General features: G+C 49.9%; 11 protein-coding genes. 9 read left to right on the plus strand and 2 right to left on the minus strand.

The features are described 5' to 3' along the window. Nucleotides 1-421 precede the first annotated feature (421 nt). The gene (locus DESTI_RS28715) at nt 422-2,545 is read left to right on the plus strand and encodes a hybrid sensor histidine kinase/response regulator (RefSeq protein ID WP_014809904.1); all 2,124 of its coding nucleotides are present in this window, start codon (nt 422-424) and stop codon (nt 2,543-2,545) included. A 4-nt stretch (nt 2,546-2,549) separates the two neighbouring features. On the opposite strand, the gene DESTI_RS10305 is transcribed toward DESTI_RS28715, so the two are convergent. Further along, nucleotides 2,550-2,933 (minus strand): hypothetical protein, encoded by a 384-nt coding sequence (locus DESTI_RS10305; protein ID WP_014809905.1) that lies wholly within the window; start codon nt 2,931-2,933, stop codon nt 2,550-2,552. Between the two features lie 572 nt (nt 2,934-3,505). Between DESTI_RS10305 and DESTI_RS10310 the strand changes: the two genes are divergently transcribed. The 5 genes from DESTI_RS10310 to DESTI_RS10335 all read left to right on the plus strand — a co-directional run bounded on the left by DESTI_RS10310 (nt 3,506) and on the right by DESTI_RS10335 (nt 9,505). Then, nucleotides 3,506-4,669, plus strand: a complete 1,164-nt coding sequence (locus DESTI_RS10310; RefSeq protein ID WP_014809906.1) for an acyl-CoA dehydrogenase family protein — start codon at nt 3,506-3,508, stop codon at nt 4,667-4,669. A 39-nt stretch (nt 4,670-4,708) separates the two neighbouring features. Beyond that, nucleotides 4,709-5,395: a helix-turn-helix domain-containing protein gene (locus tag DESTI_RS10315; RefSeq protein WP_014809907.1), complete on the plus strand. Its 687-nt coding sequence runs from the start codon at nt 4,709-4,711 to the stop codon at nt 5,393-5,395. A 288-nt stretch (nt 5,396-5,683) separates the two neighbouring features. Beyond that, nucleotides 5,684-7,717: a (Fe-S)-binding protein gene (locus DESTI_RS10325; protein WP_014809908.1), complete on the plus strand. Its 2,034-nt coding sequence runs from the start codon at nt 5,684-5,686 to the stop codon at nt 7,715-7,717. 22 nt (nt 7,718-7,739) lie between these two features. After that, nucleotides 7,740-8,531, plus strand: coding sequence for an electron transfer flavoprotein subunit beta/FixA family protein (locus DESTI_RS10330; protein ID WP_014809909.1), 792 nt, complete (start codon nt 7,740-7,742; stop codon nt 8,529-8,531). Further along, nucleotides 8,531-9,505 (plus strand): electron transfer flavoprotein subunit alpha/FixB family protein, encoded by a 975-nt coding sequence (locus DESTI_RS10335; RefSeq protein WP_014809910.1) that lies wholly within the window; start codon nt 8,531-8,533, stop codon nt 9,503-9,505. Before DESTI_RS10330 ends, DESTI_RS10335 begins: the two co-directional genes overlap by 1 nt. A 179-nt stretch (nt 9,506-9,684) precedes the next feature. On the opposite strand, the gene DESTI_RS10340 is transcribed toward DESTI_RS10335, so the two are convergent. Further along, the gene (locus DESTI_RS10340; protein ID WP_014809911.1) at nt 9,685-11,310 is read right to left on the minus strand and encodes a DUF8728 domain-containing protein; all 1,626 of its coding nucleotides are present in this window, start codon (nt 11,308-11,310) and stop codon (nt 9,685-9,687) included. A gap of 383 nt (nt 11,311-11,693) precedes the next feature. On the opposite strand from DESTI_RS10340, the gene DESTI_RS28720 reads away from it, so the two are divergent. The 3 genes from DESTI_RS28720 to DESTI_RS10355 all read left to right on the plus strand — a co-directional run bounded on the left by DESTI_RS28720 (nt 11,694) and on the right by DESTI_RS10355 (nt 18,901). Then, nucleotides 11,694-14,369: an ATP-binding protein gene (locus tag DESTI_RS28720; protein WP_014809912.1), complete on the plus strand. Its 2,676-nt coding sequence runs from the start codon at nt 11,694-11,696 to the stop codon at nt 14,367-14,369. A gap of 421 nt (nt 14,370-14,790) precedes the next feature. Continuing rightward, nucleotides 14,791-15,051 (plus strand): GlsB/YeaQ/YmgE family stress response membrane protein, encoded by a 261-nt coding sequence (locus tag DESTI_RS10350; protein ID WP_014809913.1) that lies wholly within the window; start codon nt 14,791-14,793, stop codon nt 15,049-15,051. A 649-nt stretch (nt 15,052-15,700) separates the two neighbouring features. Continuing rightward, entirely contained in the window at nt 15,701-18,901 is a 3,201-nt protein-coding gene (locus DESTI_RS10355) for an efflux RND transporter permease subunit (RefSeq protein WP_014809914.1), read from the plus strand. The last annotated feature ends 6 nt before the right edge of the window (nt 18,902-18,907 follow it).

Below are 18,907 nucleotides of genomic sequence, written 5' to 3' on the forward strand. Positions count from 1 at the left end.
CCGTTTTCTTGGATGTTTGAACTGCACATGACTCCCTTCTCGAGCACACCTCATGCCAACCATCCGCTTTCAAAAGTCTGATTATGTCTTTACTGGTCACAGAACCACTAAGAAATCAACTTCATCTCACAGAATTACTATACACACTTATACACATTAAGTCAAAAAAGTTTCGGATAATCACCGTTTCAATCGCTGTCTGAGAGCTAAAGCAAACAGAACTATTAGAACAGGGCCCAGAAGACTCTGGACTGTAACTCAGACCGTACGTAGTTGAACTTACTTGTCAACATTTATCTCAGAGATGATAGCTGGTCTCAAATGGATGTTTCTTGTGAAAGCCTTGTCTTTTTGTATTGACTTGTTGTTCCATAATTGTACAGTTACACGATTAATTGGAATCAGTCCAGGGGGGCCTACCATGATTGACGCGCCAAGCCACGGCAGGGAATTGCCAAGTTTCGATGCCCTCGATAATGAAGAAGACGATGTTCCTATAGCGAAACTCGGGACCGAAACAATCGACCTCAACGTGATGATTGAGGAACTCAAGTCTCCGGAAGTATGTGATTTTCGTCACGTCCCTGACACCACCTTCGGTAAGTTATTGCAATCCATGCCGGTTCCAAGTCTTTTGATCGATCAGTCCTGCTCGATCATTTTCCTGAATAATTCATGGGAGAGAATTAACGCGGCTTACCCGAATATCTTGGGACGTCCTTTTTCCTCTCTTTTTCCGAATCGTTCAGTAGCACAGGATGCTAACACATTGGTCCGGAGCGTCTTCGTCGACAGGAAAGGAATCTTACCGGGAGCGCTCCTGGAGATAGAGAAAACAGTTATATGGGGGCGTGTGCATTTCCGTGCGCTCAGGATGGGGAATGGTGAGGCTATTCTGGCTCTGGTCGAAGATCTTTCCGCCGAGCGAAGGCAGCTCCTCCTTACAGAACGTCATAAACGAGAGATCCTCAAAAGCCGAGATGAACTCGATCAACGTGTAAAGGAACGCACTGCAGACCTCAACAAAATTAATGAAAAACTTCTGCAGGAAATCACCCACAGGCGGCAAGTCGAGAAAACTTTGCATGCCAGTCAGGCAAGTTTTTCCAGTGTGGTGGAAAAAACGAAAGAAGGAATAGCGGTTCTCGATATTGAAGGATTGGTGCTCTATGCGAATCCGGCTGCCAAGATCCTGTTGAGCAAACCTGAAGGAATCGCTGGCACACGTTTTGAATTTGAGATAACTCCTGGCTCGATAGTCGAAAAAGAAGGCATCCGACCGAGCGGAGAAATGAGTGTCCTGGAATTTCGAGCTGAAGAAACGGACTGGCAAGGGAACCCGGCTCTGCTTGTGAGCATCCGGGACATTACGGAACGTAAAATGGTCGAACTCGAGCAGTTGAAGACGCAAAAACTGGAATCGCTCGAGCTGATTGCCAGCGGCATCATTCATGATTTCAATAATCTGCTTACAGGCAATTTGGCGAACATTTCTCTGGCAAAAATGCATATTTCCCGGGAAGGCCCGGCGTACGAGGCTCTCAAGAATGCCCAAAAAGCTGTCGAGGAAGCCAAGAATCTGACCCACAAGCTCTTGACCTTCACAAAAGGGGGGCCGGTTGCTCCCAAACCGACATGCGTGAAGCAACTCCTTCAAGATAATGCGGCGTTAGCATTCAGCGGTTCGCATGTAAAATATCATCTGCAGGTGCCTGATGATATCTGGCCCGTAGAAATAGACCAGTCGCAGGTCGGTCAGGTCATGCAGAATCTTCTGATAAATGCGCAGCACGCAACAATCGGAGGGGGAGTCGTTCGATTGAAAGCGGAAAATATGACGTTTCCGCGAAGCGGGCCGAAAGGTATTTCTTCTTTACAGTCCGGCAAGTACGTCAAGATTTCAGTTGAAGACAATGGGTGCGGGATAGCACCCCAAGATTTGTCTCGTATCTTCGATCCCTATTTCACCACCAAACCTCATGGTACCGGTCTGGGGCTCACTACTGCATACTCTATCGTCAAAAAGCATGGAGGCTATCTCAGAGTACGATCCCGAGTTGGGATCGGCACGACCTTTTTCATCTATCTTCCCGCATCGGAAACGGAAGTCGAGAGATCTGTTGCGGATTCTGGTGAAAATCCTGTTTTCGGCTCGGGACGAGTCCTGGTAATGGATGATGACGAGACGATCAGGACTGTTTCAAAGGATCTGCTGAGTTTTCTGGGATATGAGGTTGACACGGTCAAGGATGGCTTGGAAGCAATTCAGGCGTACAGCTCCGCTATGAACTCCGATCGACCGTTCTCTGCGGCCATAATGGACCTTACCATACTCGATGGAATGGGGGGCAAAGAGGCCATTGAAAGATTGTTGCAGATAGATCCCCAGATCAGAGCCATCGTTTCCAGTGGCCATTTAACCGATCCTGCTATGTCGAATTATCAGGAGTGCGGATTCTGCGGCATTGTGCGAAAACCATACACTGCCACTGAATTGAGCCGTGCGCTCCATCTCGCTATTAACGGACCGGGAAATGGATCGTGAGTAATTATGCTTCATCCAACCAGGCTTCCGCTTCTTTCTTGTCGTAAAACGATTTAACCGGAAAATTTGTCTTCTCTGTCAGGCGATCCATCTGGAGCTTGAGAAAAGTCTCCTCTTTGTAGAGCCGTGCAGCCTTGCGCAATCCCGCGTCCATTGCAAGCTTCTGTGCTTTGGCGATCTCATCCGTAAGAAGAATCGCGTTACTTTCCGTCCAATCGATAAATTCCGTGAAGCCGGGCTTACACAATTTGAATGCCGCTGCAAGACCTTCGAGCCACCCTACGATTTGTTGAGGATTGGTCCAGGACCCGCGCATTGTAATGTAAACACGATTCTTGGTTCCTTCCACGGCAATAGTATACGAATCCGTTGAGACTACGGTCTTCATGAGCCCTCCAGCGGGGTCCGGGGTTCATTCCGAATTCCCCTGAACTCGTCTTTTTAGTGCTCTCTCACCTCGATCTCTGCCGAACTCATATGCCATGGCCCTATACGGCCGAAAATGGGGCAAACAAAAATAAAGAAGTCAGCATCACAATTTTTTCACCTGACAAAATTGTAATGTTATGGCCGTGCAAAAGTAGCCCAGTCTCTTTTGTCATATTTGATCTTACTCGTCAAGCTAGTTGTGAGTATCGGATTAACACGGTATTATGCTACTACTTGAGCTAGTTCCTTTCTCGAAGAGTCGAACGAGCAGAAGACGGTATTCGCCTTGACAAGGAAAGTTGTGATCTGATAATTAAATTGGGATTAGAGAGCTTCAATCGTATTCTTCCTCTTCGGCTCTTGATTAAGACTCATCACATCAGGCTCCTGAGGTGGTCAACCGGTGCACGGATACTCACCCCGTCGGGTCACAGCGCGCTTCAGTGCTTACTTGTTCTCCACGAAGCCCTTCGGTAAAGGGGTACTCCACATACCGTACGTTTTATATGTCTCTGTTCAAGGGGGTCCAATATGAATTTTGATCTTCCAAAGGATGCGGAACTAACCAGGAAGGTCGTACGGGAATTCGCGGAAAAGGAAATCGCACCTGTCGCCCAGGAATTGGATGACAAGGAAGAGTTTTCATACGATCTGGTCAGAAAGATGGGTGAGCTGGATTTCTTCGGCCCATTCGTGCCCGAGGAATACGGAGGCAGTGATGTCGGTTATCTCAATTACATCATTACCGTCGAAGAGATCTCCCGCATAGACGGTTCACAGGCCGCGACCATAGCAGCAGGGAATTCTCTTGGAATAGCACCTATCTATTATTTCGGGACCGAAGAACAGAAAAGGAAATGGCTGCCGGATCTGTGCAAGGGCAAGATACTTGCCTCTTTCGGGTTAACGGAGCCCGATGCAGGTTCGGATGCCGGAGCTTCCCAGACCACCGCAGTTCTGGACGGGAACGAATGGGTCATCAACGGGAGCAAGATCTTCATCACCAACTCATCGACGGATATCAGTGCAATCTGTACTGTGCAATGCGTTACCGATTCCTCGGACCCCAGGAAACCCGAAATCAGTTGCATCCTTGTGGAGAACGGCACCCGAGGTTTTACGGCAAATACCATGCATGGTAAAATGTGTTGGAGATCGTCAAATACTGGTGAATTGACTTTTCAGGATTGCCGGGTTCCCAAGGAAAACTTGCTGGGCAAACGAGGCGAGGGTTTTCACCAGATGCTCAAAACCCTGGACGGAGGCAGACTTTCCATTGGGGCAATGGGACTTGGAGGAGCCCAGGGCGCTTTTGAACTTGGCCTGGACTATTCGAAGAAGCGCAAACAATTCGGTAAGCCGATCGGCTCTTTCCAGGCTAATGCTTTCAAATTGGCGGACATGGCCACAGAACTGGAAATGGCCAGGCTTCTCCTTTACAAAGCCTGTTGGCTCATGGACAACAATAAGTTGAATCCGAAAATATCGGCTATGGCCAAGCTCGTGTGTTCCGAGACTTATTACAGGGCAGCGAACCATGCAGTCCAACTCCACGGCGGTTACGGTCTCATGAAAGACTATGCAGTTGAACGACATTATCGCAATCAGAAGCTGCTGGACATCGGTGAGGGCACATCGGAAGTGCAAAGAATAGTAATCGCCAGAAATATCGGAGTTCCGGGCAGATCTATGTAAGTGCCGACGATCTGCAAATGGCGAAAGGACTTTCAGACCATGAATGAGAAGAACCTCAATACGTACGAAGATTTTAGAGAAACGGCCTCCGAGTACGGTGAAGAAAAAGAAGGTCACGATCTCTTGACGGACCCGCAGGCTTTGGCGTCATCCCGGGAGAAGGTCGAAACTGACGAAGCGCTCAGTCACGGTGAGAGAATCCGTGCCGCTCGTGAAGGACTGGGGTTCACCATCGAGGAACTTGCAGCCAAGACAGACATATCCGCCGAGGCGCTGAGCAGACTGGAAACTGGTGAAGGATTTCTTCCGCTGGGACAATTGATCAAGCTCAGTAAAGCGCTGCAGTTGAAGATGGCCGATGTCATTTCCAAAGGACAGGAGCCGTTCACAATCGTACGTGCCGATCAAAGAAAGAGTTTCACACGATTCGGCAAAGCACGCGAGTCGGGCTATGGATACGAATATGAGTCCCTTGCTCCCAACAAAAGAGACCGTCTCATGGAGCCATTCATTGTTACTCTGAACCCTGCCGCGGGTGAGGAGCCTTCCAGTCATGACGGTCAGGAGTTCATCTTCGTCCTGGAAGGTGAAATGGAAGTGCTCGTGGACGATACACGAGATGTGCTGAAGGCGGGTGACGCTATATACTATGATTCCACCAGCATGCATCTCGTGCGAGCGCACGGTGATAAGCCGGCAAAAATTCTAGCGGTGTTGATAAGCTGATCTTGGTGCAAAAATACGCCTGTGAATTGTATCTGTTCAGTTATTCGTGGGAAAAATCCCCCCTTCCCCCCTTTTTGAAAGGGGAGTAAGGAAGGCACGTGCAATTCCCCCCCTAATGAAGGGGAACTCGGGGGGATTTAGAAGGTCAGCGGTATCATAATCACATGAGAAGACCTTCTCTATTCCGCGTAACTGAACGGTTACTGCGAATTCACGCTGGGAGTCGTTGAACGTCGATCCGCTTGCGATCGCTCGATCGCAGCCCATCACCACCAAAGAGGTTTGTAGATGACTCTCCTTGAGCCGGCAGATTTACCTTTGGCCGGTATTCCTGCTCCCACTGTTGCTGCGGTGATTCTCGTCGGCGCAGTTTCCTTCTTCTGCTACGTCATGTATCGCCGGATGGATCTGCTGCGAAAGCTGATGCCTGATTTCCGATTTGACGACATCGGTGCACGTGTTCGCATGCTTGTGATCTACGGATTCGGTCAACTGAGGCAGCCTCGCTATCTGGGAGCCGGAATTCTGCATATTTTGCTTTTCGCAGGATTCATACTGCTCTCATTGAGATCGTTGACGCTTATCGGTCGCGGTTTTTCGACTGGTTTTCATCTGCCTGGACTAACCGGCACTCCGGGGTTCGTGTACGAATCTCTGAAAGACTATACGGTGCTGATTGTTCTGGCGGTCTGTGTTATTTGCATGATCAGGCGAGCAGTGTTCAAACCGGCTCGGTACGATCATCCGGGAGGGGCAGGTCACGAGCATGAGGCGTACGTAATCCTCGGTCTGGTGTCAGCCCTCATGATTACAGACATGCTGTACGACGGTAGCGCATATCTCGTTCATCCTGAAGCATCCGCAGTATATCTGCCCGCAGCCGCTCTTGCGTCGCTTTTCATGTCCGGAGCAGATCCGGCTTTGCTGGAAAGACTGCATGTAGGCGGATACTGGCTGCACATTCTCGTCTTCTTCGGGCTTCTCAATTACCTGCCGATCTCGAAGCATTTCCACGTAATCACAGCCTTGCCCAACGTGTTTTTTGCTAAACTGCACAAGGGAGCGATAAAGCCTGTGCGCTATGGGGTAGAAGACTGGATGTCCATGGAAGAATGCGGTGTGGGCCGCTTTGAGGCATTCACGTGGAAAAATGTTCTGGATTTTTACTCCTGCGCCGATTGCGGTCGATGCACGGATAATTGCCCGGCAAATGCCGCCGGACGTAAGCTCTCTCCGAAAATGATCAGCATTAAGGCACGAGATTATGCGTACGAACACTATCCGATCTTCGGGCCTGCTGTGAATCCGGGTAACACCAAGTTCGTAGGTGACGTCATCACCGAAGAAGAAATCTGGTCATGCACCACCTGCGGAGCTTGCGAGCAGGAATGCCCGATATTCATCGAGTACATCGATAAGATCGTGGACATGCGACGGTACCTCCTGGACCAGGGCAGCCTTCCTCAATCCCTGCAAAAACCCATGCAGCAGGTAAAGAAGAAAGGCAATGCATATGGAGGCAATAAAGTCAAACGTGCAGCCTGGGCGAAAGATCTCGAAGAGGTGGAAGTCAGAGAGCTGAAGAAAGGCGATTCTGCTGACTACCTCTTCTTTGTAGATTCCTGCGGGTCTTTCGATCCGAGAATTCAGGAAATCACGAAAGCATTCGCACGAATTCTGTCCAAAGCTTCCTGTGATTTCGGCATACTCGGTCAGGACGAAACCGAATCCGGAAATGAAATCCGCAGGCTTGGCGAAGAAGGTCTCTTCGAACAGGTGGCTCAGAAAAACATCGATGCTTTTCAAGAGCGACAGTTCAGGGAAATTGTCACATTTGACCCCCACGCTTTCAATGTCATCAAGAATGACTATCCCGTAAAATTTCCTGTCCTGCATGCCTCCCAACTCATGGCTCAGCTCTTGAAATCGGGAAAGCTGCAATTGTCGGGAGATTATTTGCAGAGTAGGGTGGTGACATATCATGATCCGTGCTATCTCGGTCGGCATAACGACATGTATGAAGACCCGAGATTCGTTTTGGGGAGAGTTCCCGGCATGCGATTACGTGAAATGACCAGATCCTTTTCCCGTAGCTTTTGCTGCAGTGGCGGAGGCCTGTTGCTGTGGTACGAAAGCGAAGAAGAAAAAGAACGCATGGGAGAAAAAAGAGTCCGCATGGCTCAGGAAGTCCAGGCGGAAGTGATTGTCACTGCCTGCCCGTTCTGCCTTATCAATCTTGAAGACGCAGTAAAAACGACCGGAAACGAAGGCAAAATCGAGGTTATCGATCTGGTGGAGCTTGTGGACAGGTCATTGACCTGACAGCGGAATATGTGGAGGAGCGATGGATATTATAGTCTGCATGAAATGGACGCCCGATACCTCCGAAGCCGATCTCGCGATCGCCGGGGGAGGCAAGGACATCAAAAAGGATGACCTCAGTTATGATATGAACGACTGGGATCGATTTGCTATTGAAGAGGCTGTCCTTATCAAAGAAAAGACCGGAGGCAAGGTGATAGTGGTAACAGTGGCTCCGGAAGATGCGGAAGAAATGCTTCGAGAAAGCCTTGCCCGTGGAGCGGACGAGGCATTCCACATCTGGGATGAAGCCATGGAAGCCTCAGACGGGTTTGCCACTGCCCGTATTCTGGCTCAGTTCATAAGAAACCGCCCGCATGATCTCGTGCTCACGGGTACTCTCGCGGACGACAACTGCTCGGGTCAGACCGGCGGGATGCTCGCTGCGATGCTCGGAATCCCGGTGGCCACTCTCGCTTCAGGAATACAAGTGGAAGACGGGAAAGTGAAACTCCGCAGAGAATTGGAAGGCGGGCTCTACGAAGCAATCGAAATGGACCTGCCCTGTGTAATCTCCGTGGCAACAGGCTTAAACGAGCCCAGGTTCGTGTCCATTCGTGCAGTCCGCAAGGTTGCGAGTCTGGACATTCCGGTGCTGGAATTGGGCGATGTAGGACTCGATGCTTCTCAAGTGGGCTCAGACGGCTCCAGACTGGAAACGGTTTCCATGTCTTTGCCGCCTGAAGGCGAAGGAGCCGAGATAATCAAAGGCAAAGCTGAGGAAGCCGCTGCACGGCTCGCTGAGATCCTGAAGGAAAAGGGAGGTATCGGCTGATGAATATTTTCGTTCTGGCTGAGCATCGCAATAAACAATTGAGAGATACCACCTGGGAAGCACTGGCAGCGGGCAAGAAGATTGCATCGGATCTCGGCGGCGACGTAACCTGTCTCGTTCTTGCAGACGCAGTGGATGAAATGGCTGACAAACTGGCAAAAGAGTGCCCGAAAGTCATCGCAGTGGAGGATGACCGGTTTGCGACATTCAACTCCGAGGCTTTCATGAAAGCTCTTGCTGCCATCCTGAAAGATCGCGGACCTTTTGTCCTGCTGATGGGAAACTCTAATGCCGTAATCGATCTCGCTCCCGGCCTTTCCGTTGTATTGGATGCCGCACTCGCTATGGACTGCTTCGGACTGGAAGTTCAGGACGGCAAGCCGCTGGCTGTCAGGCAGGTGTACAGCTATAAGGTGAATACCACGGTATCTTTCAAGGATTCCGAACGGATCGTCATTACGCTGCGAGCGGGTTCATTTCCTTATTCACCGGCAGGCAGCGAATCGGGTGCTGTGGAGAAAATCGCATCACCATTGGGGGACGAACCGCTCAAAAAGAGATTTCTCAACTATCTTGAAGCAGAAAAAGGCGATGTTGATATTGCATCCGCGGATATCATCGTTTCGCTCGGTCGAGGCATCGGCGATGAGCCTGACATGGAGGTATTCGAGTCACTGGCCGATACCATGGGCGGAGTGCTCGCATGCTCAAGGCCTATCGTGGACAAGAGTATTCTCCCCAAATACCACCAGGTCGGAACGTCAGGTATCGAAGTAAAGCCGAAAGTGTACCTTGCCCTCGGCATAAGCGGCGCTTTCCAGCACGTCGGAGGAATAAAGGGATCTCCGCTGATTGTTGCCATCAATAAAGACGCCCGGGCGCCTATCTTCCGGGTTGCCCAATACGGCATCGTAGGCGATATCTATGAAGTCGTTCCCGCGCTCGAAGAAAAAATCAAAGAGCTAAAAAGCTGAAAGCAGTAAGATTTGGGGAACCTTCTTTGGAAAGAAGGTTCCCCAAGCCCTTCTAAGAAACTTTCAATATTTTGTCAAACTGCCTATTTCCACAGGAAATAAGCAGTTTGAACAAAGCATTTGAAGTTCTTGGGATGGGGTTCGGGGAAACACTTCTTACAAGAAGGGTTTCCCCGATCTTATTGCCTTGCAACGGGATGGACGAGCCACTTTTTCGTTTCGATAGCTTTATCGATAGTTGGGTTTTTCACAACGTACCAGGCGAAGAAGGTCCTCCCGTCGGATGTAGGAATTTCGATGAGGCAGGAATCTGGCGGGATATCCCGTGGACTGTGGATTATTGCATGCCAACCCCTCATTTCTTGGTATGAGTGAACCCGACTCTCGTTTCCCGGAGTGCGCCGCATTCCTCCTATTACGAGATTAACGTCTCTGGATACCAGGTACGTCAGCTCAGCCCTTTTCTGGTGGCCCGGCACACTGGTCCAGGGAACTCCGTATTTGGCGATGTGCTCGTCAGTAAGACCGTACAGATCTACGGCTCTGAGTCCGGAATAGTAGGGGATAGCTCCCGAAGCTCCCGTGGCAATGGCCACGTCCGAGTCGGCGTTGAACTCTTTTGCGAGAGCACGCCCCATATCGATCCAGTTCCCACCATCAGGGGTAAGGTGTTTTTCCAGGAATGAGATGCTTTCGTACCCGATTTTGCCATTCATCTCAAACGTTATGGCATGATAAGCCGACCCGGTAATAACGAGCAGAACCAAAGCGTATCTGATTTCCATCTGCCGGACAAATTCCACGATGAGCCATGCAATGAACATCATAAGCAACGGGATAATGGGGACAAGGATTCTGAACTCCATGAAATCACCCCCGACAAACACCACGTAACCGCTCCACAGCAGAATCACGACGGTAATAGGCAGAATATGTCGCGGCGACCTCTCCAGAATGAACCTCAGTGAAAATGGCAGAAGTATCACGAAAGGTAATAACCAGTACGCAGCATAGAAACTGAAAAGATACTGTGCTCCACGAACCATGCTCGTTTGCGTGTTGAATTTTGCGTAAAAAGTATTTGGTACAATGTCGCCGTAATAAGAGAGTTTCCACAGAAACCAGGGAAGCACGAGAAGAACTGCCGGAAGGCAAAGCAACACGATTCGGGATATTTGCTCGGATCGTGAGCCTCGGCCCGAAATGGACCGGAAGAGCATGAGAGTAACGGGAATCAAGTATACTGCGGAATCCAGCCGAGTAAGAATAGAGAGGCCTGCAAGAACAGAATACCCTGCCAGCATACCTCCGCCGGCTTTTTTTCGTGTACCGACCATGGCAAGAAGCACACAGCCCATGAGCAGACAGGTCTGCATTTGGGTTTCCAGTCCACCTGTCGCATACGCACTGAAGGTATAATTCGTAGATAACAGCACCAGAGTCAGAAGAGCCGTTGCCTGAGAGTTGCTTATCTCAAGAGCGGTGCGGTACGTCAGCAGTAGAGTGCCTAAGAAAAAAGCCATTCCCAGCCACGTCGCAAATTGCACGACATCGGTTCCCATGAAATGGGGGATAGCCATGAACAGCGTCCACAGAAAATTGGTGTACCCCTCGATACGTTCGCCGGGATTCCACACCAGCCCGTGTCCTTTGACGAGATTCAGGGCATATCTGAAGGAGATAAATGCATCGTCCTGGATGAATCTGTTCATCCAAGCGAGAACAAGCGCTCCGGCTACTATGAACCAGAAGGCCAATCTAGGCCAAAACGGCTTCGGGATTTCGGCAGGAGTACTCAAATTCAAGCCGGCCTCTTTCGATTATTTTTGCGGAGCAGAGTAGATTTCGGATTCATGTTCATCTGAGTGAGCAGATTCTAGCAGGAACTGATGCTGTCGCCACTCAGAAAATAAGAAACCGGCAGGATTTTTCATCAAGCCGGTTCATTATCTTGACACGCCCGGCCGAATTGAACGGACGAGTAACCGATTCGACTCGGAAAACCAATCCATCTTACCGTATTCGGTTGTGATATAGCCAGAAAAACTACTTCTGTGTTGACGAACCGGGTCCTATGCTGTAAACGTACGTCTCCGTTCCTCCATGCCTAAATACTAGATGGCTGAATAACACTGATACAGCATCAATATTCATCTTCACGAATGCCGTATCCTGCGGGAATTTAGGAATGACTATCCGAACCAGATTGATGAGTGGCTACCTTATTTTAACAATGCTCGTAGCAGTGTCAGGTTTTTTCGGCTGGTTCGCTGCACGGGACATGCTCAGTTCTTTTGAGGGAAGTGAAGAACGCGTCCACGCAATCGTTGCCACTGCGACAGATTTGAGCTTGCACGCTAAGAGGCTTCAGACTCATCTCATCTGGTATCTGACCTTTCACAATGAATCTCAAAAGCAAAAGCTTATGGACATTTCCTCTGCCATCAAAGAACACGTGATGGATTTGGACAGTGTGATTAAGATCCCAAAAGCAAAAGAGGTGGCGAAAGAAGCATCCAAAGAGGCTGCTGCTCTGCTCTCCAGTGTCGATAAATTGATAGAAAGCCACGATCGGCAGTACGGGGACACAGGATCCTTTGATATATCTCAGTACGCTGGATCCTTATTGGATGTATCGGATTTATCATCGAAGCTTCGATCTCATGGCGTAAAGCTTGCGGAAATTGAGACGGATTATCTCGACCGGCAAGAAGGAATAATTGCAGCCACTAAATCTATGAGTTTCGCCCAGCGTGCGGAAGGACACTTGTTGCTCTTTCTCACACTGGGAGATGAGGTGGATCGGACGAAGTTTTATCAGAGACTCTCTTCCTTGAAACAAGAGATCGAGGTTTTGGAGGACAGAGTCGTCACGTCGGATGGCGAGCGATTGGTTTCAGAGTTGAAAGCTCATGAGAAGGAATTGTTTTTTGCCGGCGACGCCTTGGTCCACGCTTACGACGACGCTATGACGGGTAAGAAGCGTTTCATTCTTTCTCATCACAGTGAATTGCTCCAGGATCTTCGAAATGCCACTCATCAAATCGATACCATCGCCATGGCTCTGGCACAGATGAAATTGGAATCGGAAATAAGGCCGAAGAAAGTTGCCTTGGCCTATGCTGAGAGTCTCCAGCATAGAATTCTCATGGTTGCTCTGACTGCAATTATCGTAGCCCTCATGCTGGGTTATTGGATTTCACGCGGAATCTTGCGCCCTGTGACTGAACTTACCCGAGCTGCCCGTGAAATAGGTAATGGTGAATTGGGGATACGTTTGGCGGTGCCCGCAGGCGATGAAATCGGGGAGCTCGTCAATACGTTTAACAGAATGTCTGAAGACCTTCTCCGCACGACTGTACGAAAGGATTATGTCGAAAATATTTTCACCTGCATGGCTGAGGCGTTGATCGTAACTTCTGCCGAGGGGCTCGTGAAAAGAGTCAACAAGTCGGCTACGGACCTCTTGGGGTATTCCGAAGAGGAACTCCTGGACAGGCCCATCGAATCTATTGTCTTTGATGGACTGGGAAATAGACTTGCTCACATGGCACATGAAATGGGCTCATGCTCTAAAGGAGAGATTACTCTTCTCGCCAAATCCGGGCAACTAGTTCCGGCAATCTGTTCCATTTCGCAATTCGCAGGCTCAAATGGATGTGTCCAGGGAATAGTCATCACAGCACAGGATATATCCGAACTCAAACGAGCGCAGCAGGAGTTGAAGACTGCTCATGACGAATTGGAGTTGCGAGTTCAGGAACGAACGACCGAACTGGAGATTGCCAAAGAAACTATAACTGCCGAGCGCCAGAAGTTGTTCGACATTCTTGAAACCATGCCGGTTATGGTAATTCTGTTGACTCCAGACTATCATGTCCTTTTTGCGAACCGCAGCTTTCGCGAGATATTCGGCGATCACGAGGGTAGACGCTGCTTTGAATACTGTTTTGGGTTGGAAGCACCTTGTGAATTCTGCGAGACATGCAATGTGCTGAAAACCAATGAACCCCATCATGGGGAGCGTGTAACCGCTGGCGGTTCTATCATCGATACTTACGCTTTCCCATTCACAGATGGGAATGGGGCGCCTCTCATCCTTAAAATAGGTATTGACATCACCGTGCAGAGGCAAACGGAAAAAGATCTGGAAAAGACACTTAACGACCTGGTCAGGTCGAATGCGGATCTTGAACAATTTGCTTACATAGCTTCACACGATCTGCAGGAGCCCGTCCGTTCCGTATCAAACGCTCTACAAATGCTCGAGAAGGAGCATAAGGGCAAATTAGGTCAAGATTCTGACCTGTTGATTCATTTTGCCATAGAGCAATCAAGAAGGATGCAGGCACTCATACAGGACCTCTTAAAGTATTCTCGTATTCAGAGTCGGGGACAAACTTTCACGATGGTGGATACGCAAGAGGTGCTAAAGCACTCTATCCTGAATCTGGAAAGACTTATCGGAGAAAGAGGAACGAAGGTTACGCACTCTGAAATGCCGACAGTATTCGGAGATTCCACACAGTTGCTGCAAGTCTTTCAAAATCTGATCGGGAATGCCATTAAATTCGGGCGTGAAGAATCGCCGCACATCCATGTGTCTGCCGAAAGAGGACCACGCGAATGGTCATTTTCAGTCCAGGACAATGGAATAGGCATCGAAGCAGAATATTTCGATCGAATTTTTGAGGTGTTCCAGCAGTTGAACAGGACGGATACATTTACCGGAACAGGCATAGGACTGGCGATAGTCAAGAAAATCGTGGAACGGCATGGCGGGCGGGTTTGGGTAGAATCCGAACTTGGGGAAGGGGCGATATTTCGTTTTACTATCCCAAACGGCAAACAGGACGAATCCTGATCGAATGGAGCCGATTGGGCGTCCGACACTTGTACAAAGTGATCGTCAATCATCCCTCATCTTGGCACTTAGCCCATCTCCAATGTTTTTCACCGTGCAGAGATCGTCGCCCTGTGGAAGTCCCAAACTTCTCGGGTTTATAGGAATTGCCAAAATTAATGTCCGATTGAGGAGTAGGAGTATTGGTGGGTGCCGTGCCTCCGTGCCGGCACGTCTTAAATATGATCAATGATATCGCCAAGATGGACCGATAGAGACGCCGGTCCCTACCAATATCCTGCTATTCACTCGCGGGATAAACGACAGAATTTTGGGCACTGACTATAGAGCGTACAACGGCAAAACTCCTTATCGCTTCGAAACTTTCCAGCCATTCAGGCCATCATATTAAATAGCCTTTATTCTTGATGGGGGGAATCTCATGGGAATTCTAGCATGGATTATATTGGGGTTAGTAGCGGGTATTTTGGCCAAGTTGATTCTTCCGGGAGACGATCCCGGAGGTTTCATAATCACCATCATTATTGGAATTGTAGGCGGTGTTATTGGGGGATACATCGGCACTTATTTGGGCTGGGGCACTGTTACCGGTTTCAACCTACCCAGTATCGGGCTCGCCATTCTTGGGGCGATTGTGCTTTTGATCGGCTACAGGATTGTTGCCGGAGGCAAGCACATCTGATTCGGTTGATGCCGGATTTCCGGAAAGACGTGTTTGGTGATCGATGATCCACCATCGTCAAAGTCTGTGGCGCGCCTTGATTTGCCGAACATAGTCTGAATCTGACTTCTCTATTGGACACCGGACAGCTCAAGAAAGAGATGATGGACGCCGGCAAATCCCGCGCTACGATCGGACAGATGCTCTGTTTACTCGGACTCACATTCAATGAGGCAATCCAGTGGAGATCTTAGGGCCAGAGCCAATCCTACCGAAGGGGTTCCATTCCCGAAGAAAAATAGTGAACCACAAAGACTTCTTGTCTGCGCAATGACCTCTTATCTCATTTTACGGAATCATACGTACTTTTCTTGAAATTTTGACCGCATGATTTTCGATTTTCTCCTGTATATTATTGTAAGCCGTGGGCTGAAGTTTGGTCTGCGCCAACTCTTAGAAGTTTAAGGATTTCAGGCGTATGGTTCTTCATTAAAATATCGGTCTATCCATTGGGACAGGGCGAGCATCGATGTGAGATATTGTCGGCCATCGCGGGATTCCTGCTTCAGCTATATTAATCTTGGCAGTCTTCTTTTGTGTAGATGATTGCCGCATAGGAGATCGGTTCTTCCCATCTGCTTGTAGGAAAATTTTCGACAGGAAGTGAACTGTGTGGATAGTCAAACTTGCATTACGCAGGCCCTATACGTTCGTGGTCGCTGCTCTGGTGCTCTTGTTGCTGACCCCTTTCGTTTTGCTTCGTACTCCAACTGACATTTTCCCGGAAATCGATATACCGGTGGTGAGCGTTGTTTGGTGGTATAATGGTCTGAGCGCTAAAGAAATGGAGGAGCGCATTGTCTACAACCATGAGCGCATGATCAGCACTCTGGTCAACGATATCGAGCACATCGAATCCACCTCCTACAAAGGTGCGGGGGTCATAAAAGTATTTTTCCAACCCGGAGCATCGGTTGACGCCGGAATAGCGCAAATCACGGCAAGCGGTCAGACTATTTTGCGTTTGCTTCCCCCAGGCGCAACCCCGCCTTTTATTATCAAGTTCAATGCAGCCAGTGTCCCGATCCTTCAGTATAGCCTGGCAAGCAAGAAGTTTTCGGAGCAGGAACTCCAGGACATGGCAATGAATCGCGTTAAGGTCGGTCTTGCGACCGTCCGCGGCGCCTCCGTTCCATATCCCGCGGGCGGGAAAGCGCGGGTCGTTGCCGTAGATATCGATCTTACTGCTCTCAAAGCGAAAAATTTGGCTCCACAGGATGTGGTGAACGCCTTTACCGCTCAGAATTTTGTTCTACCCGGCGGTTCAGCTAAAATTGGGGACACCGAATATGACGTGTCTCTGAACAGCAACCCTACCGTATTAGCAGAACTGAACGATCTCCCGGTAAAGACGGTTAATGGCGCCGTGATTCGCGTGGGCGATGTCGCCCATGTGCATGATGGTTATCAACCTCAGCAGAATATCGTGCGTCTGGACGGAGTGCGAGGCGTTCTTATCACTGTTCTCAAGACTGGGCTGGCATCGACTCTTGGGGTAGTAGATGGCGTCAAAAAGGCAATGCCGCGTATCCTGAGCGATCTTCCGCCTGAGCTGGATGCGAAAGAATTTGCCGATCAGTCTATTTTTGTACGTGCGGCCGTAAACGGTGTAGTAAAGGAAGGCGTTATCGCTGCAGGACTAACGGCGATCATGATTCTGCTCTTCCTCGGTTCCTGGCGCAGCACATTCATCATAGCGCTGTCGATACCTCTTTCCGTTCTGACATCCCTTGCCGTTCTCAGTGCCCTCGGAGAGACTATTAACCTTATGACCCTCGGCGGTCTGGCGCTCGCTGTTGGAATCCTCGTGGACGATGCCACCGTCGAGATTGAGAACGTTCACCGCCAGATGGCGTTAGGCAAGCCGAACGTTCAGGCAATACTCGATGGTGCCCAGGAAATCGCCTTACCGGCTTTTGTGTCAACGCTTTGCATCTGCATAGTGTTCGTGCCAATGTTCTTTCTCACCGGAGTTGCACGTTATCTTTTTGTACCCCTGGCTGAAGCAGTGGTATTCGCTATGCTGGCAAGTTATGTACTATCTCGCACCCTGATTCCGACCCTGGTCATGTGGTTTTATCGCAATATAGAGTATCGCGGCCACGCTCCCGATCCGGACTCGGTAAGGCCCTGGCTTCGACCGTTTGTGGCTACTCAAATCCGGTTTGAACGAGGCTTTTCCAGGTTTCGGGATGGCTATCGGAAACTCTTGGGTGCTGTGCTGGCACATCGGATATATTTCGTGATTATATTTCTGGCGTTCTGCGTAGGTACGTTATTTCTTGTTCCGCAGCTTGGCGAGAACTTCTTTCCGTCTGTAGATGCGGGCCAATTCAGGTTGCACGTTCGGGCACCCGGAGGGACACGGATCGAAGAGACCACCAGGTTCGTAGACCGGATCGAGGCAGTGATCCGAGAGGAAATTCCGTCTGTGGAGCTTGCCGGCATTCTTGATAATATCGGTATTCCCTCCGGCGGCATTCCGCTCGCCTATATCGATAACGGTCTCACAGGCACAGCCGATGCAGACATCCTCGTTTCGTTGAAACGCGGTCACAAAAGCACTGAAGATTACGTGCGTCGCCTTCGTGTCCGTCTTAACAGGGAATTTCCGGGGCTTACCTTCTATTTTTTGCCGGCTGACATTGTGAACCAGACGATCAACTTTGGGTTACCTGCTCCCTTCGATATCCAAATCGTCGGTCGCGATCGTGACAAAAGCAGGGCTGTCGCTGCTCGGCTTGTAGAAAAGATTCGCCGAGTCCCTGGTGCTGTCGATCTGCGTATCCAACAACCGGCTGACCAGCCCGAGTTTCACTTCGCCGTTGACCGAACCAAGGCGTCACAAATAGGACTCACCGAACGCGACGTTGCCAACTCGGTACTCTTGAGTCTCAGCGGCAGCAGCCAGGTACAACCCAATTACTGGCTTAACCCCAAGAACGGCATCCAATATCTCGTCAACGTTAGGGTGCCTGAATATCCAATAGATTCGGTTGCCGCGCTCAAGGCGATTCCGATAAGCGCAAATCGTCCGGAGAAAAATGACGCACAGATTCTCGCTAATCTCACGTCGATGGAACGCGGGAAAGGAGCGCCCATCTTTTCCCACTACAATGTAATGCCCGTAATCGATGTGTTCGGCGGCGTAAGTGGTCGCGATTTGGGCGGCGTGCTGAAGGATATCGGTCCTCTAATCGAAGAGGCGAAAAAGGAGTTGCCAAAGGGGAGTTTCATCATTTTACGCGGCCAGGCGGCCACAATGCATGAAAGTTTCACGGGGCTCGGCATAGGACTGATCATGGCAGTGATCTTCGTCTACTTGCTCTTGGTGGTAAACTTCCAAAGCTGGCTAGACCCGTTCATCATCATCACGGCTTTGCCGGGCGCAATGGCAGGCGTAATATGGGGACTCTATCTCACATTCACGACATTGAGCGTCCCTGCATTAATGGGAGCAATCATGAGCCTTGGAGTTGCAACGGCCAATTCCGTGCTCGTAATCACCTTTGCACGAAACAATCTCCGGCAGGGATATAACCCTGTGAAAGCAGCCTGGGAAGCAGGCGTCGGGCGGCTACGACCAGTCCTCATGACTGCCCTTGCGATGATCATTGGCATGCTCCCAATGTCGCTCGCTCTGGGAGAAGGGGGCGAGCAGAATGCTCCACTTGGCATCGCAGTAATTGGCGGGCTGGTTCTCGCTACCTTCGCCACACTCTTCTTTGTCCCGGTTGTTTTTAGCTTGCTTCACCGGCGTACACCTGTAGGTTCGGCGGTTGAGCAACGCAGTTTGATAGAAAATCAATGACTAAAA

The organism is Desulfomonile tiedjei DSM 6799 (assembly GCF_000266945.1).
Classification (GTDB): Bacteria; Desulfobacterota; Desulfomonilia; order Desulfomonilales; family Desulfomonilaceae; genus Desulfomonile; species Desulfomonile tiedjei.